This window comes from Bacteroides luti, assembly GCF_900128905.1.
In the GTDB taxonomy this organism is placed as follows: Bacteria; Bacteroidota; Bacteroidia; order Bacteroidales; family Bacteroidaceae; genus Bacteroides; species Bacteroides luti.
The window spans coordinates 110,089-127,891 of the sequence record NZ_FQTV01000001.1; the positions used below are offsets into that span (position 1 = coordinate 110,089).

General features: G+C 39.0%; 8 protein-coding genes. 6 read left to right on the forward strand and 2 right to left on the reverse strand.

What is annotated here, in order from left to right; genetic code table 11:
• Window positions 1–19 precede the first annotated feature (19 nt).
• Window positions 20–1,393, reverse strand: a complete 1,374-nt coding sequence (locus BUC21_RS00505; RefSeq protein WP_073398570.1) for a sulfatase-like hydrolase/transferase — start codon at window positions 1,391–1,393, stop codon at window positions 20–22.
• 275 nt (window positions 1,394–1,668) lie between these two features.
• Between BUC21_RS00505 and BUC21_RS16205 the strand changes: the two genes are divergently transcribed.
• From BUC21_RS16205 to BUC21_RS00535, 6 genes are all read left to right on the forward strand, one after another.
• Window positions 1,669–2,430: a peroxiredoxin gene (locus BUC21_RS16205; protein ID WP_083547517.1), complete on the forward strand. Its 762-nt coding sequence runs from the start codon at window positions 1,669–1,671 to the stop codon at window positions 2,428–2,430.
• Window positions 2,431–2,732: 302 nt separating this feature from the next.
• Complete coding sequence (locus BUC21_RS00515; RefSeq protein WP_073398571.1) at window positions 2,733–3,962, forward strand: exonuclease SbcCD subunit D; 1,230 nt, start codon at window positions 2,733–2,735, stop codon at window positions 3,960–3,962.
• Window positions 3,943–7,032, forward strand: coding sequence for an AAA family ATPase (locus BUC21_RS00520; RefSeq protein ID WP_073398572.1), 3,090 nt, complete (start codon window positions 3,943–3,945; stop codon window positions 7,030–7,032). The genes BUC21_RS00515 and BUC21_RS00520 overlap by 20 nt, the downstream gene beginning before the upstream one ends.
• A gap of 37 nt (window positions 7,033–7,069) precedes the next feature.
• Window positions 7,070–9,400: a beta-galactosidase gene (locus BUC21_RS00525; protein ID WP_083547519.1), complete on the forward strand. Its 2,331-nt coding sequence runs from the start codon at window positions 7,070–7,072 to the stop codon at window positions 9,398–9,400.
• A gap of 190 nt (window positions 9,401–9,590) precedes the next feature.
• On the forward strand, window positions 9,591–11,474 hold the full coding sequence (locus BUC21_RS00530) for a mechanosensitive ion channel family protein (protein WP_073398574.1): 1,884 nt from the start codon (window positions 9,591–9,593) through the stop codon (window positions 11,472–11,474).
• A 227-nt stretch (window positions 11,475–11,701) separates the two neighbouring features.
• Window positions 11,702–12,736 (forward strand): glycoside hydrolase family 53 protein, encoded by a 1,035-nt coding sequence (locus BUC21_RS00535; protein ID WP_073398575.1) that lies wholly within the window; start codon window positions 11,702–11,704, stop codon window positions 12,734–12,736.
• 416 nt (window positions 12,737–13,152) lie between these two features.
• On the opposite strand, the gene BUC21_RS00545 is transcribed toward BUC21_RS00535, so the two are convergent.
• Window positions 13,153–17,562: a translocation/assembly module TamB domain-containing protein gene (locus BUC21_RS00545; RefSeq protein WP_083547524.1), complete on the reverse strand. Its 4,410-nt coding sequence runs from the start codon at window positions 17,560–17,562 to the stop codon at window positions 13,153–13,155.
• Window positions 17,563–17,803 lie beyond the last annotated feature (241 nt).

Consider the following 17,803-nt stretch of genomic DNA (forward strand, 5'->3'; position numbering starts at 1 on the left):
TTATTTCAAGTAACTTGTTTTATTCTCCTTCAAGAGGCCAGTTAGGAGAAGCTACATGCGATTTCTTAATTTCTTTTTCAAGATCTTTTAATACCTCAGGATACTTCTCGGCAAGATTAGTTTTCTCATAAGGATCTTTTGTGATGTTATACAGCTCAAGCTTAGTACCTTTTTTTACAGATACAATCTTCCAGTCACCTTTACGTACAGCAACCTGATTTCCAGGGAATTCCCAATAGAATACTCTGTTGTCGGTATCTTGTTTCTTTCCATCAAGTAAGGCTTTGATACTTACTCCATCGATATGCTGAGGGAGCTTTGCATGTGCATAATCGGCAAGGGTAGGCATTACATCCGGGAAGTAGATAAGATTCTTCATTGTTTGTCCACCTTTAATGTGCTTCGGACAATTAACGATGAATGGCACTTTAATGCCACCTTCGTACAAGATACCTTTTCGTCCACGGAATCCGGCATTGCAATTCAGTTCTTCAAGAGGAGCCATCACTGCACCTCCGTTATCTGATGCAAAAATAATAATCGTGTTGTCACGCAAGCCTGTTTTGTCCAGATGATCAATTAACCGACCTATTGCTTCGTCGGTGTGAGTAATCAGACTAGCATACAATTTACCGGTATCCGATAAAGATGAATTTGTATAAGGCTCCAAACTATTGATAAAATAAGGTTCATGAGGAACGTCAAAAGCCAGATACAGGAAGAATGGATTATTTTTATTACGATCTATAAAATCGATAGATTCATTTACAGACAGATCGCTGTCGTGTATGCCTCGTTTGTTGTTTTCGTTCTCCGGGATAACTTTCAGATCGCGGTTGTAGAAACGCAGAGCAGGATAATAATAAGGCGTATTAGAGTTCTCTGTACTGATTAACCAGCCATAGAATTCATCGAAACCACGATCCAGCGGTCCGGCTCCGGGATTAAACCCATCCTGATGCCATTTGTTTACCAGGCAAGTTCTGTAACCTGCAGAACCTAATACAGTAGCAATAGTAGTGTCGTTAGGAAGCAGATGCATTCTGCGGATAGGAGTGGTTCCTTTTAATCCGGGAAGCCCTCCAGCCTTGCAGAAGTTATCTCTGATGGTGGTATGCCCTGTATGCTTGCCAGTAAGGAGCGAACATCTGGAAGGTGAACTGATGGCCGATCCTGCATAGCAGTTTGTGAATCGGATACCATCACTGGCCAGTTTGTCTATGTTTGGTGTCTTTACAACCTTGTTTCCGTAGCAAGCCAAGTCGCCGTAACCCATATCATCTGCCAGAATAAAAATGATATTCGGACGTTTACTCTCTTGCTGTGCATGTGCAGCAGTGAAAAATGACAGACCTCCCAAAAGGGCCGGAACTGTTTTTATTAATGGTTTCATCTTATGTAATTATGTTATTTGTTACTCAAAAGTAAAACGAATAATTCTGAATACAATGGGTTGAGAGGATATTCCATGTAATTGTACTTATTTACATATCTAATTATTCTGCAATAAGCAGAATTCATTCGTCAATAATTGAAATCTATTCTCCATAAAATAAAAATCAGAGGGGAATAATTTTGTGCTATCAACATTTTAATATTTAATCTGTTATAATAGTAGGCCAATGGAGTGAATTTTTCATAATTTGACAACCTATAAATTCTGATAATATGATAATGCTACTTTTAGATAATTTCTGGCTGATTCTTTTCATAGCACTGGGATTGCCATTACTTACTTACCGGAGTAAATTCAGGAAAATTGTGTACCAGACTGATAGTTGGACTATCAATATCAAACCGCTGCTTACTGACGAGCTTAGAGGGCTTATAGGAAGCCATAGTGTTGATCACCCTAAATATAAGAAGTTCAGAAATTACTATAGAACTTATCTGGTTCTCATTTTAATTACGCTTGTTTTCTATTTTGATTTTAGTGGTTTTACTCATACAAAAGAAACAGAAGTTGAGAAATCTAAAATAGGCGTAGGAAGTCGACTTCCTTCTTTCTCGCTGAAGGATCAGAATGGCAATACTTTGGCTATCGACTCTGTGATAGGAAAATATTATTTGGTTATCTTCTTCTATAATTCAGACGCTGGACCTAATACTTTACGTGAGGTTTGGGCATTCCAGGAAAACCTCGATGCATTTAAAGCGGCCGATGCAATGGTTATTGGCATTGGCAGAGAGTCGGTTGATAGTCATAAGGAGTTTGCTACAGAAAATGCCCTTCTCTATACGCTACTATGTGATGAAGGAAATAAAGTACGTAAGATGTTCAGGGTACCATCTAATTTATTAGGATATTTGCCCGGTAGAGTTACTTATATAGTAGATAAAACAGGCAAGGTAGTGTATGTGCATAGCTCACAAATAAGAACTTACAAGCATGCCACAAATGCACTGAAGTTTCTGAAAGAGATGAAATAGTAGATTTTGAAGTCTGTAAGAGTGTGGATAATATTACGGAACTAGTAGTTATATGAATGAAATAGCAGAAGTTGAAGTCTGCAAGTATACGTTACCTGTATTACATTTATAAACGTCTCCTATGAAATAGCAGATATTGAAGTCTGTAAAAGCAGTTGATAAATGGATATTTCGCTCTTTTTGTAGTAGAATTATAGTTCAATCTTGTCTTGTAAATATTCAAATATATTTTATGCTTGTCTGAAGTAGTGTAACTCTGATAAAAAAAGCTATTTTTGTATGAAAATACTTTAATCAGGAAGATGATAAAACTACTCCATACAGCCGATTGGCACATCGGTCAGACTTTTTTTGACTATCCCCGTAAAGCGGAGCATTTACACTTTCTGGGGTGGTTGAGAGACCAGATCCGGCAACAAGGTGTGGATGTACTCCTCATCGCGGGAGATGTGTTCGACACTCCGAACCCCTCTGCCGATTCTCAGAAGATGTTCTATAAGTTCTTAAGGGAGATAACTACGGATAATTCTGCTTTGCAGGTAGTGGTGATTGCCGGTAATCACGATTCGGCAGCACGACTGGAAGCTCCTAATCCTCTTCTCGAGGAGATGAATATTACCATTAAAGGCATTGTAAAGCGTACGGCTGATGGCCTGATAGACTATCAGCGATTGATTGTTCCACTCACCAAGGACGGTGAAGTGGCGGCATGGTGTATGGCTGTTCCTTATCTTAGGCAGGGAGATTATCCGGAGGCAGAGAGCTATCCGTTGGGGGTGAAGGCGATGTACGAGGCTTTGTTGCAAGAAGTGTTGAAAGTAAGGCAACCCAACCAGGCCATTGTGGCAATGGGACATTTACATGCAGCCGGAGGTATCGTTTCTGAAAACGACCGCTCTGAACGTACCATAGTTGGTGGTGAAGAGTGTGTGTCGCCCGATGCTTTCTCAAACGAAATAGTTTATACCGCTTTAGGTCATTTACATCGTGGTCAGCAAGTATGCGGCCGTGAGGAGGTGCGTTATGCCGGAGCTCCTCTGCCAATGTCGTTTGCTGAAAAGAATTACAAGCAAAGTGTGGCTCTGGTAGAGATAGAAGGGGCAGCAGTTACAAAGATTGAAAAACTGTTATATGATGCACCTGTAAAGGTACTTAGCATTCCTAACGAAGCAAAGCCTTTGGAGGAAGTTCTGGAGGAAATAGACAAGCTACCGGAAGGAGAAATCACAGAAACCTCTCCATATCTGGAGGTGAAAGTACTGATTACAGAACCTGAACCATCACTTCGGAATAGGATAGAAGAAGCCTTGAAAACCAAGTCGGTACGATTGGCAAGACTAGGTGCTGTACAAGTTGGGAGAGATGCAGAATCGAAGACTTTCACCTACGAGGAACTTCAGGCAATTACTCCAATGGAGATTGCACGGATGGAGTTTGAGAAACAATTTGGGGGCGAAGAAATGCCCGAAACGATGAAGAACCTGCTGCAAAGCGTTATCCAGGAAATAGAGCATGAAGATATTAGCAATTAGAGGAAGGAATCTGGCTTCTCTGGAAGGAGACTTTGAATTGGACTTTACGGCAGAACCGTTGAAGTCGGCAGGTATTTTTGCCATTACCGGAAGCACCGGAGCTGGGAAATCAACCTTGCTGGATGCTTTGTGTCTGGCTCTTTTTGATACCACACCGCGATTGAGCAGTGTAACCAGCAACGCCAATATTCAGGACAATAAGAACGATTCCATTACCTTGAAAGATAGTCGGAATATTCTTCGCAGAGGTGCTGTGGATGGAATGGCGGAAGTCGATTTTGTGGCACTCGGCGGAGATCATTATCGTTCTACATGGACGGTAGGAAGGGCCGGAAGCAAGTTCTCCGGGCGACTGAGGAATGTCTCTATCAAGCTTGTAAATCTTACAACCACTGTGGAGGAACAGGGCACAAAGACGGAACTGTTGAAACAGATAGTAGATCTTATCGGCCTCACGTTCGATCAGTTTACCCGCGCCGTATTACTGGCGCAAGGTGATTTTGCCACGTTTCTGAAAGCGAAATCAACAGAAAAGGCTGAGCTGCTCGAGAAGTTGACGGGTACCAATGTTTATTCGCGTATCTCGCAGTCTATCTATCGGAAAACGCAGGAAGCGGATGCTGAACTCAATGTGCTGAAAGATAGGATTAAAGGAATTGAATTGCTCACGGAAGAGCAGATAGAGGCTTTGGAACTGGAAAGAAAACAGATTGCCGAAAGCTCCGGAGTGATAAAGAAGTGTGCTGAAATCCTGAACCAAAAGATTGGCTGGATTAAGCAGGAGCAGGAGCTTATAAAGGAAGTATCGCAGGCACAGACTCTTCTTGGAGAGTCTAAAACGGCTATTGAAGCAGCTAAACCTAGATACGAATATGTGGCAAGGGTGGATGAAGTGCAGGAGATTCGCGATGTGTATAACGAATTGCAAAACTCTCAGAAGCAATGTGTTGCCTACCGGAACAGTTTGCAGACAAAGCTCCAGGAGGAAAAGAAGAATGCTGAATTACTTGCTGTTGCCAAAGAGAATCTGAAAGTTTGTGAAGCTAAACAACTGAAGGTAAATGAAGCCTTTGAGAAGGCTGAACCGGAGATTCTTCGCGCTCGTGAACTGGATGCTAAGTTGGAGGTGGTTACACGCAACGGCGTTCAGGCAAAGAAGGAATTTGATGCTGCCAAGGCTCTTAAAGAAAGAACAGAGAGTAATATTGCTGCTACTCAAAAGCTGCTGGATAATGAGCTGAAACGGGCAAAGGAACTCGATAGCTGGTTTGAAGCACAAAGTATCTACAAGGAACTAATACCTCGTACGGAACTGATTGTAAACTTATTGAATACAGCTCAAACGTCAATGAAGCAGTCGGCCAATAGCGAAAAAACGCTCAAGAGCCGTAAGGAAGTGCTCGAGGGTGATAAAAAGAAACTGGAAGCCTTTCAAAAGGAGGCCGAAAGACTGGATAAACTGTTGCCGGCGGAGATTCTTGCATTACGCGAAAAACTGTCGGACGGAGTGCCTTGTCCGGTGTGCGGGAGTCTACATCATCCGCTTCGTGTAGAAGGTGTAAGCAACGAAGCTAATCTGGAAGAGGAAGAACTGAACCGTGCCAAGGAGAGTGTAAAGAAGCAATTGGAAGAGCTGAACGCAGGTATCGAGGAATCAAATAAGGAGATTACCCGCCTCGCAACGATGGTTGAGAGTTACACTCAGCAATACAAGGATGCCTTTGCCGATGCTGATTCTTATCTTGCCGCTCTGCCCGCATGGAAAGCTGAATTTGAACAAGGCGCACTTCAAGTAAAACTTCAGAAGTTAGCTGCTGAATGGTCTAATAATCAGGTAGAACTGAATCTGATAAAAGATAAGAGCATAAACCTGCAGACGGCTCTTACAGGAGAGAAAAAGAATCTGGAAGAGGCTATTAAGGGAGAGGAAGAAAAGACTAAGAAGCTGGCTGATTACCGTACTGAATATAACGATCTGGCAGCTGAAAGGAAAAAGCTGCTTGACGGTAAAAAGGCTGATGAGGTGGCAGGTGCTTTCCAAAAAGAAAAAAAGGGCATTGAAGAGGAATTCAGGAAATTGAGCGAAGAACTGAATAAGCTGAATGCAAACAGCGAGAGTCTGAAAGGGGGAATCAAGGAGGTTACAGTTATGCTTGAACACCTCGATGAACGAAACAAAATATTGCAAAACAGCGTAGGAGAGTGGATTGCACAAAAGAACGGGGCAATTACCTTGGAACTGTTAGCCGAACTCTTGCAGAAAGATAGTGCATGGCTAACGAATGAAAAGAGGGCACTCGATCAGCTGAAGAAGAATGAAATTACTATCAGTGCTACGTTAGATGAACGTAAGAAGAAGCTGGAACAACATCAGTCGGCCGAAGTCCGTCCGCAAGGTGAAGAAGAATCAATGGAAAATCTGCAGACTCAATTACAGGATGCAAACACCCAACTGGATGCTATGCTGAAGCGGGATGCTACGATTGATGCAATCTTTGCCAATCATAAGCAAGGCAAGGAAAAGGTGAAGAAGATTGAGAAAGAACTTCCGGTGAAAGAGGCTTTGGCTGAGAACTGGAAGAAGCTTAATCAGCTCTTTGGATCGGCTTCCGGCTCTAAATTTAAGGAGATTGCGCAGGGCTACACGCTAGATGTGTTGCTTACTTACGCCAATAAGCATCTGCAGGAACTTTCCAAGCGTTACGAACTGAAACGAATTCCCGAAACCTTGGGACTGGAAGTTATCGACTTGGATATGCTTGGCGAGATAAGAAGTGTGCATACACTGTCGGGAGGAGAATCGTTTCTGGTCTCTCTGGCATTGGCTTTGGGGCTATCGTCTCTGTCATCGAACCGCATGAAAGTGGAGTCATTGTTTATCGATGAAGGCTTTGGCTCTCTGGATGCTGAAACACTGGGTGTTGCCATGGATGCTCTTGAGCGACTTCAGACACAAGGTCGGAAGATTGGTGTAATCTCTCATGTTAGTGAGATGAACGAGCATATTGCCACGCAGGTTAGGGTAGAAAAAACAGTGAATGGCAGAAGTAAAATAGAAGTTGTTGGGTAATACCCACTATAATAAAACGAACATTTAATTTAATAGTATGAATTATTTATTTAGATCCTTATTATTTACGTTGATTCTTAGTATGGCTGTCTGTACTAACGCACAGACACAGTCGTCGGGAGGAACATTCAAGGCAGGCAAGAATACATTCCTGCTGAATGACAAGCCTTTTGTTATCAAAGCAGCAGAAATACACTATCCGCGTATTCCCGATGCTTATTGGGAGCAACGTATTGAAATGTGTAAATCGCTTGGAATGAATACCCTTTGTCTGTATGTGTTCTGGAATCTGCACGAACAGAATCCCGATGAGTTCGATTTTACAGGCAACAAAGATATTGCCCGTTTCTGCCGCTTGGCACAGAAACATGGTATGTATGTTATTGTTCGTCCAGGTCCGTATGTATGTGCTGAGTGGGAAATGGGCGGACTGCCTTGGTGGTTGCTCAAGAAGGACGTAAAGCTCCGTACACTCGATTCTTATTACATGGAGCGTGTGCGCAAGTTTATGAAGGAAATTGGCAAGCAACTGGCTGATCTTCAGATTACCCGTGGTGGTAATATCATTATGGTTCAGGTAGAAAACGAATATGGTTCTTATGGCACAGATAAGCCTTATGTAAGTGCAATCAGAGATATCGTTCGTGAATCGGGCTTTACCGAAGTTCCTCTGTTTCAGTGCGACTGGAGTTCTAACTTTACCAATAATGCGTTGGACGATTTGTTGTGGACTGTAAACTTCGGTACCGGTGCCAACATTGAAAACCAGTTCAAAAAGCTAAAGAGTCTTCGTCCAGAATCTCCGCTGATGTGCAGTGAGTTCTGGTCTGGATGGTTCGACCACTGGGGACGCAAGCACGAAACCCGCGATGGTGCCACAATGGTAGCCGGTTTAAAGGATATGCTTGACCAGAATATCTCTTTCAGTCTGTACATGACTCACGGAGGAACCACCTTCGGTCATTGGGGAGGTGCCAATAATCCGGCATACTCAGCTATGTGTAGTTCTTATGATTACGATGCTCCGATCAGTGAAGCCGGATGGACAACACCTAAGTTCTGGCAGTTACGTGAACTTCTTTCCAAATATGTAGCTCCTGGAGAAAAGCTTGCCGATGTGCCTGCAGCCTATCCGGTTATTGAAATTCCGGCAATCAAGTTCGAAACTGCTGCTCCTTTGTTTGCCAACCTTCCCGCTCCAAAGAAGAGTGTGGATATCAAACCAATGGAACAGTTCAATCAGGGTTGGGGAACCATTTTGTACCGCACTACTTTGCCTCAGGTAAAAGCAGGAACAAACTTGCTTATTACTGAAATGCATGACTGGGCTCAGATCTTTGTCAATGGCAAACTGATTGGTCGCTTAGATCGCCGTCACGGAGAAAACAGCGTAACGCTTCCAGCCCTTAAAGCCGGTGCCAGACTGGATATTCTGGTGGAAGCTATGGGACGTGTAAACTTCGATAAATCTATCCACGATCGTAAAGGTATTACCGAAAAGGTAGAGCTACTTTTAAATGGCAATGCCGTTAACTTGAAAAACTGGACAGTCTACAACTTCCCGGTTGATTACAAATTCGTTCAGAACAAGAAATATACTGCAAAGGGTAAACAAACTATGCCTGCCTATTACCGTGCAACGTTCAATCTGAAAGAAACAGGAGATACCTTCTTGGATATGCAAACTTGGGGTAAAGGTATGGTTTGGGTAAACGGACATGCCATGGGAAGAATCTGGGAGATCGGTCCACAGCAAACTCTTTACATGCCTGGTTGCTGGTTGAAGAAGGGTGAAAACGAGATTATTGTTCTCGACCTGAAAGGTCCTCAGCAAGCCATAGTGAAAGGTTTGAAAAAGCCAATTCTTGATATGCTTCGTGAGAAAGCTCCTGAAACACACCGCAAGAATGGTCAGAAGCTGGATCTTCAGAACGAAACAGCAGTAGCGCAAGGCGCATTTACAATTCGTAATGGCTGGCAGGAAGTGAAGTTCAATGAAGTAAAAGGACGCTATTTCTGTCTGGAAGGACTATCATCTTTCGATGGCAGCAATATAGCTTCTGTTGCAGAGCTACACGTACTGGGAGCCGATGGTCAGCCACTATCACGTGAAAACTGGAAAATCCTTTATGCAGACAGCGAGGAAACCAGAAGCGGCAACCGCACAGCCGACAAGATATTCGACCTTCAGGAATCTACATTCTGGAGTGCGGTAGACAATGCAGCTTATCCTCATCAGGTTGTGATAGATCTTGGAAAGGATGCAGTAGTTACAGGCTTCAGATATCTGCCACGAGCAGAAAAAGGTTGTCCGGGAATGATTAAGGATTATAGAGTCTACTTAAAGGGAACTCCTTTTAAGTACTAAGCCTAAGTTTTTATTTCGATGCCTTCTTACAAATTGCATTTTTATGGATGTATTTTGCAGGAAGGCATTGTTGCATTTAAGAGAATATTTAGCTGAATTAAATTTTTTCTTATATTGTTAACTAATTGTATTTAATTTTGCATATTTTTGAGTATTGAACAATTTGGTTAAAGTAAAACAGATGTAGACGATGAATAAGATTATAGAAAATATAAAAATTGTACTTGTTTGTTCTTTCTTTATTTGTACGTCCTCAATTCTAAGGGCACAAGATAATATTGTAATGCAGAAAGAGGACTCCTCAAATACTGCAATATTGCATGATTATCAAAATAAACTGGCTAAAATAGAGCAACAACGCATTCTCGATTCAGTGCAAAGAAAAGACTTAGAGGCGCAACTAAAGTCTTTAAAGACAATGGATAATCTTAAAAAGGAGGAACTCCAAAAACAACTTCAGGCACTTAATAATAGAGAAAAAGACAGACTCGCTCAAAAAAAAGCACAAATTGATTTAATGAAGCACACAGCTAAAGGCTACCCGGTGATGGGCTTTTTTAAAGACACTCTATTTATTATATATAGCAAAATAGGTAGTTTTACTGCTGCAGAAAGAGCTAAAGCTGTAAGTAATAGGATCTACGGTTTAAGTGATATTTTTAATTTTATGCCCGATTCTTTAAAATTAATCGATGCAGAAACATCTGTTGATTTGTTTTATGGTGATAAAATTATTATGAGTGTTACAGAAAATGATGCTATATGGAATAACTCTACAAAACAACTACTGGCAAATAAATATAAAGAAATAATAGGAAACGCCGTAATGCATCATAATGATGAAGTAAGTTTCCCCGTTTTGGCAAAGAACATAGGATTAGCAATACTTGTGTTTTTAATAATGGGAGGAGGGCTTCTCTATTCCGGTAAATTATTTAAGTGGACTTTTATTCAGATTATAAAGCAAAAAGGTAAAATTGTAAGTGGAATAAAAATTAAGAATTATACTTTGCTTGACGCCGACCGCCAAGTCCGGATTCTTGTTTCAATTAATAATATCTTTAAATGGTTTATCTATTTATTGATAATTTATATTGCTTTGACAATACTTTTTAGCATTTTTCCATGGACTGAAAATCTTGCTAATATTCTCTTTTTTTATATTGTTAATCCCATAAAGAAAATAGCAACAGGGTTCTGGAATTATCTTCCTAATTTGATAACAGTTATTGTTATTGTTGTTGTTTTTCATTATATACTGAAAGGTTTTCATTTTCTGAAAACAGAAATAGAAAAGGAAAATCTGCGATTGCCGTCATTCTATCCGGAATGGGCAAATCCCACTTATCAAATTATCCGGATACTTATTTATGCTTTTATGTTAGTTGCTATTTTTCCTTATCTTCCGGGAAGTGATTCACATATTTTTCAGGGTGTTTCTGTCTTTCTAGGATTTCTCTTTACATTTGGATCAAGTGGCTCTATTTCAAATATTGTTGCTGGATTTGTAATTACTTATATGCGGTTATTTACTATTGGCGATAGGGTGAAGATTGGTGAAATAGTAGGCGATGTAATTGAGAAGTCGTTATTAGTAACAAGAATAAGAACCATTAAAAATGAAATAATATCTATTCCCAATTCAATTGTAATGGCAAGCCACACCATTAATTATAATCGCGATGCTGTTAATAATGGACTTATTATTTACACAACAGTTACAATTGGGTATGATGTCCCATGGAAAGATGTTCATCAGGCGTTGATTGATGCATCTCTAAGAACGGAATTTGTTTTACATGATCCTAAGCCATTTGTATTGCAAACAAGTTTAGATGATTTTTATGTCTCTTATGAAATAAACGCGTATATTAATGAGCCAAATAAGCAAGCCGTTATATATTCAGATCTTCGTCAAAATATACAGGATGTTTTCAATGAGAGAGGTATCGAAATAATGTCACCTCATTATAGAGCTTTGAGAGATGGAAATCAATCTTCTATTCCTGCAGAACATTTACCAGAAGACTACAAAACGCCGACTTTTAATATAAATATGAGAAAGGGAAATTAGAATAAGAATATTTATTATTTGCAATTTTAAATCTTAAAGAAATGAAATATTCATTTCTTGATAATTATACGTGGAATATGTACAGCTACTTTTAAACAATATACTTGTCCTTTTTCTATTCAAATAGTTACTTTTTGTATTATAAGTTCTGTTTCTATATTGAAACAAGTTTGATATAATACTCTATTTTTGTACCTATGTTCTATCTATAAAACTATATATTACTTATGAAAAACATTAAATCAATCATTGTATTATTTCTTTTATTCTTTAGCGCCAGTTCTTGCGGCTCAAAGGAAGATAATGAGGAAGTCATTGTTACTCCCGAAACTGGTACTTTTGCCAAAGGAGCTGATGTGAGCTGGATTACCGAAATGGAGGCTTCTGGGAAGAAATTTTATAATGCTTCGGGCACTGCTATGGAAGGTATGGCCTTGCTTAAGAGTCTTGGTATGAATGCTGTGAGATTACGCGTGTGGGTAAATCCTTCTGACGGATGGTGTAATAAGGCAGATTTACTGGTTAAGGCTAAGAGAGCAAAGAGTCTGAATATGCGTATAATGATTGATTTTCATTACAGCGATTCCTGGGCAGATCCGGGAAAACAAACCAAGCCGGCTGCCTGGACAAGTTATAACCTTAGTGAACTGAAAACTGCTGTGGCCAATCATACAAAAGATGTACTCAACGAACTGAAGTCCAACAGCATTACTCCTGAATGGGTGCAAGTTGGTAATGAAACAGGGAATGGTATGTTGTGGGAAGATGGTAAAGCTTCAGTAAATATGAAGAATTATGCAGAGTTGTCAAACGCTGGATACGATGCTGTGAAATCTGTTTTCCCGAATGCCAAGGTTATTATTCATCTTCAGAATGGCTATGATAATTCATTGTTTCGTTGGCTGTTTGATGGCTTGAAGAACAACGGAGGAAAATGGGATGTGATTGGAATGTCTCTTTATCCTTCGGCAACAAACTGGTCTGCGATGAATGATCAGTGCCTTATTAATATGAATGATATGGTTGCCAGATATGGCTCGGAGGTTATGGTTTGCGAAGTTGGTATGAGCTGGGATTCTTCTACTGCATGTAATTCTTTTCTTAAGGATATTATAGCTAAAACGAAATCGGTAAGCAATAATAAAGGAATAGGAGTTTTCTATTGGGAACCTGAAGCTTATGGAGGTTGGAAAAGCTATAGTCTGGGAGCTTTTGATAACAGTGGTAAACCTACGGTTGCATTGAATGCTTTTAATGATTAAAACGGTTCTTTAATCCTAAATTCAAGTGTTAAATGCAACTGATTGAATTTTAGATTGAATGTTTTTTCAGAGAAGGGGAAGATGTTTGTGAGTTTAACCATTTCCTCTGCTGAAAAGGATGCAAGGTCATTGTTTTGGCAGAGCCTTCCTTGTAAATGCTTTAAAAATATGAATGTCAGTAAATGCAAGTTCATCGTTTTAGTAGATACCTCTATAGTTGTTAAACCAGGAAAAGTTTTTTCAATAATCTATCTCTTTCAATAATCTATATTTTCAATATTAGATCAATTTCAATTGGTTTATCTCTTTTATCGGCTTAAAGCCATTTTCTCTGTTGGCGCTATATACAGAAAATTACAAAAAACAGAATCCAGGCAAACTTAACGTTTTACCTGGATTCTGTTTTTTGTTTCTATCTATTCTCGTTCCCGTTTTTCTTTCGACTTAGGAACAGCCTTTGGTTGTGGTTCAGGAGGAATGGAGTCATTAGGCAGAACAGTACTTTTTTTCTTTTTACGGTTCCATGGCAATAAATCGTTCCATGTATCAAAATCCTTTTTATACATGATACCAAGCCCCTGAGTATTTAATGTGGTACGTGTATAATAACGGTCGTTCGACTGGTTGTAAGCTTTCATACGAATCTCGTTAGTAAGCAGATATTCCAGATCGAAGTTCCCTACAAAATTGGTTGTAACAGTAGGATTATCACGATACCCGAAGTTACCGTTAATCAGCAGACGGTTATTCAGAAGTTGTCCGGAAAGCATTCCTTCAAATTCCATATCAGTCCACCCATTGGTTCCTGTGCTACCATTAACACCAATGTTCCAGTTGCTACTATTGATTACCTGAGACAACATATTATTAAGCTGTCCGGAAAGGGTAGAAGATAATACCGAAGTCATTGCATTTGAATTCTGAGAAACTGTTGCATAATCCGGAGTATAGAATTTACCAATACCCAATAAGTAGAGCGTTTGCATGTTTATCTGGTCTTCAGTACTGATAACGTTCTGCACAATACGTTGCTTCTCTTCACTCTCATTTGGTAATTCAATGCCAAGTTTCACTGTAGGATGCAGCATATTGCCACTGATATCCATTAAACAGTTCACCTTCACATTTGATTTTTTAAGATCTTCGGGAACCTCTGAACCTAGATCACTTAAAGATACTGAATTTACAGTGTATTTGGCCTTTAAATCAAGATTTGCATTCAACGGATCTCCGTTAAAGGTAATGGTACTACCCGAGTTAATAGTAAAGTCTTTACGAATAATCTCCTGCAGACTGAATTTGTATGTTCCGTGATCTATCGTGTAGTTGCCAAACATTTTTATATCACCCTTGTTGTAGTACTCCATTCGTATATTTCCCGATCCTTTACCAATGATATAGTCGTTTGCAATAGGGTCAACAATAATCTTCATAGTTGCATCTGGTGTAGCATCTATTGACATATTCAAGTGAACATCAGATGAAGAGGTTGCTGCTTCTTTCACCATGTTTTGAAGGAAATAATCAGCAACTACTGTGGAATCTTCTTCAATTTTACGTTTTGGAGTCTTATCAACGAATGTAACAAACTGATTATTAACCGCCGAAGTTGTTGTAGCCAACATATAAACGAAGTTCGTATTTCTGTTTGTCTTCATAGCAACATCAATATTAATTCCATTGCTATCTCCAACTAATGAGGCGCTGCCTGTGCCGTATACTGTGCCATAGAACGGTAAATCGGGCGTTTCTTTGGTGTTGTATGCCAACATATTATTTACATCTACCTGTAGGCTGTAATTCATATTTTTAAAATGCTCATGGTGTACAGATACAGTAGCAGTTCCGTTATGCCCTTCCAGGTCGTGAATCTTGATATTTTTACCAGAAAACTCGGTAGGAGTAATCTTAACTGAATCTTTAAATGCATAGTTGGCATTGAGAATATTAACCTTGAAAGATGCATCGGCAAAGACATTACCTTCCAGATTCAGTGCATTAAACAGTCCGAATAATCTCACATTTCCCGAAGCACGGCCTTTGATATTAGAGGCAATGCTTTTCAGGTATTCTTGCAGGAATGCCACATTGGTGTTGTGAGCATCGAAATGTAAATCAAGTCCTTTCTTTTGAGGTGAAATATATCCTTTCACATTAGTCTCGGATAGGTTTGGCTCTTGAATTTTTGCTTCAACAAGAACTCCGTTATTAGATTTATTATCCCATTCACCGTGGATATTCATATCACCAATTACCCCCTTATTGAAAGAGAAGTCCTTTACGAAAAGATCTGTATTCAGCTCCGGGTTTTTCATTACTCCACTGGCATATGCCATACCAGTAGCTTTTCCGTTGAGATCAACCGATTTTAAATTTACAAGCTGAAAAATATAGCCAATGCCGATATCTTTCAGTTCTACTTTTACTGTGTCATTGGCATTCCTGGTAGCTTTACCATTGATACGCAGGTACTGATCTTTATGCTTGAATAGGAAATTATCTACATACACTCGTCCAGAATCTAGTTCTATGTGTGAAGGATGTATGTTCCATACTGTATCGTTCAGGATAACTTCTGTTGGCTGTATATCAATCTTAGCTTGTAGAATAGGCTTTTCTCCGGCAGTTTTAAAGAAGTTGGTAATAGCTGAGAAATTACCGCTATAGGTTTGAGCTGCATTATTTCCCCAGTTAATGGCTGTATGAACTTTATCGTTCTGAGCCAAAGCTACCAGTGCAAAGTTGACAGTAGAGTTCTTCATCCTTTTGCTAGCTCTAACCTGACACTTAAACTGATCTTCTGCATTTTCACAAAGGATAATTCCGGATTCAATGTAGTTGTTCTTATATTGTATTCCCGGGAAATATCCATCTATTTTCAATTTTCTGTCATTGTCATTAAAATAACCTTTAATAGAACTGTGTTTGTACACATTTAAAGGAATATCAAAAACAGTTTGCAGAATATCTGTATTGTAAATCTGAATATCAAAATTAAAATCGTTATGAGGTTCTTTGTATTTCTTGTTTACGGTAAGCAGGGATGGAATGTATCTTTCTACAGTCTTCATTATGCTCACAGGAATAGTTTGGTATGAATAGTTACCTTCAACCTTTGCTTTTATGAATTCTGAATTCAGTTCCAGACTTTTCTTTCCGTTAATTCTTTTGGCAGCAATATTTAGATTGCTCATAAAGTAATTTTTTTCAGGGCTGACAAAGGCAAAACTATCCACGTTGATTTCTCCTATCATATCATCGATTGAGTGTCCGGTAAAGTTTGCATCAACACTCAATGAGAATTCTGCATCCTTGTATTTGTTTGTCAGGTGAAGATTGTTTGGACGTACATTCTGGATGTCTGCGTGAAGATTAAATGTAGGAACCTTCTGAGATAGATTAAAACGACCATTTATAAAGACGTTTCCATTGTCATCGTTCATCGCTGCTTTACCGTCAAATCCTCCGTTTTTATATAAACCGTCGAGCTTAATGTTTTTATATTCATAGCCGTTATATTCCAATAAAGCAATTAATCCTTTCATTGAAACGGTTGGCTTTAAACCTTTGATATAGTTTCCTTTAATATCTAAATTTAAAGATGTCTTCCCAAATTTATCTTCATTGTCTAGAAGTCTGCCAAGATTAAACTCATTAGTCTTTATAACTCCCGAGTAATTATAACTTCCTTTAGATTTATCCGAACTGAATTTTATGTCGGTTTTTACAATTCCTAATCCTGTGTTAAAAGTACCGTAAGTAACCAGATCGTTAAAATACCCGGATACTTCACCTCTGAACGACATGTTACCAAGTCGTTTTAATACATCAGGAGTTCCCGAAAAGTTCTTAACCAGGTTACGTACCAAAAAGTCCATTCCGGCACGATTAATAACTAGCTTTTTAATATCTCCCAGGAAGTATGCATCGCTTGGATGTGTAAGATCCTGAAATGTAGCTCCGGCTAAGATCTGCAGGTCATCATTTGCTCTGATTTTTAAATCAGACACAGCAAACTGATTCACCGTTCCGTCAATTTTCATTTCAAGGTTTATTTTATCCCTGAAGTTTTTTAGCGCCGGAACAAATGGGGAAATATCATGAAGCGTAATTGACGAAGGAAGAATTCTTGTAAATATAGAAACTTCATCTGTAAAGTTCTTAAATGCTTTAGGATCTTCAAATGAGATATTGATAGGAGCCAGCTTTATATTTGACTGAGGTAATACAATAGCAAAGTTTTCTATTTTAGCAGCTTTGCTATTTCCAGCTATCTTAAGTGATAGTTTCTTTAATTCAAATCCCGATTGTTCGTTTAAACTCAATCGTTTTATGGAAGCATTAACAGAGTCTTTGCTCAGAGCTTTTAGAGATATATTGGCTAATATATTGGTCAATTTGATATGTTTCGCATTAAACTTTCCCGGATTTTGAGGTTCGGAGAATATATCGTAATAGAACGTACCGCGACGTACAAGTATTGAATTAATGCGTAGATCAAGCTTACTCTCTTTTTTCGTTGTGTCTTTACTTGCAAATGCATCAAAAACAAATTTGCAGTTAAGATTGTCCTTAGGAGTCTTTTTGTTGAGATGAATGTTGAATCCGAAAAGCTGCACACTTCGAATAGTGATTTTTCCTTTAAATAACGGCATGATTTCGAACTTTGCAGAAAGACGTGCTACTTTTAGCATCTCTTTTTTCGATTGATCTTTCAGCAATACATCATCAATGATAATTCTGTTCATTAGTCCGATATCTATTCGTCCTATCGACAGCTCAGTATGGAGTATATTTTCTAATTCTTCTGTGGCAATAATTGCCATTTTGTGTTGAATATAAGGAATATTCAACAATACAATAATCCCAAGGTAGATTCCAATTACCACCGTTAGGAATATTAATACTATTTTTCTAATTGTTCTGATATTGCAAATCTTTATATAATGAGCAAAAATAAGGATTATTGTTCATTCTAAAACTATCTATTCAGATTATTTCTGAAATTTAGTTTCTTTTTGGACAACTTGCATGTGAAATAGAACAATAAGATTTTTTTTGCTCTGC

Bases quoted from the DNA above. Each gene is read 5' to 3' on its own strand.
- BUC21_RS00505 (WP_073398570.1), bottom strand. From the start codon at position 1,393: ATGAAACCATTAATAAAAACAGTTCCGGCCCTTTTGGGAGGTCTGTCA.
- BUC21_RS16205 (WP_083547517.1), top strand. From the start codon at position 1,669: ATGATAATGCTACTTTTAGATAATTTCTGGCTGATTCTTTTCATAGCA.
- BUC21_RS00515 (WP_073398571.1), top strand. From the start codon at position 2,733: ATGATAAAACTACTCCATACAGCCGATTGGCACATCGGTCAGACTTTT.
- BUC21_RS00520 (WP_073398572.1), top strand. From the start codon at position 3,943: ATGAAGATATTAGCAATTAGAGGAAGGAATCTGGCTTCTCTGGAAGGA.
- BUC21_RS00525 (WP_083547519.1), top strand. From the start codon at position 7,070: ATGAATTATTTATTTAGATCCTTATTATTTACGTTGATTCTTAGTATG.
- BUC21_RS00530 (WP_073398574.1), top strand. From the start codon at position 9,591: ATGAATAAGATTATAGAAAATATAAAAATTGTACTTGTTTGTTCTTTC.
- BUC21_RS00535 (WP_073398575.1), top strand. From the start codon at position 11,702: ATGAAAAACATTAAATCAATCATTGTATTATTTCTTTTATTCTTTAGC.
- BUC21_RS00545 (WP_083547524.1), bottom strand. From the start codon at position 17,562: ATGGCAATTATTGCCACAGAAGAATTAGAAAATATACTCCATACTGAG.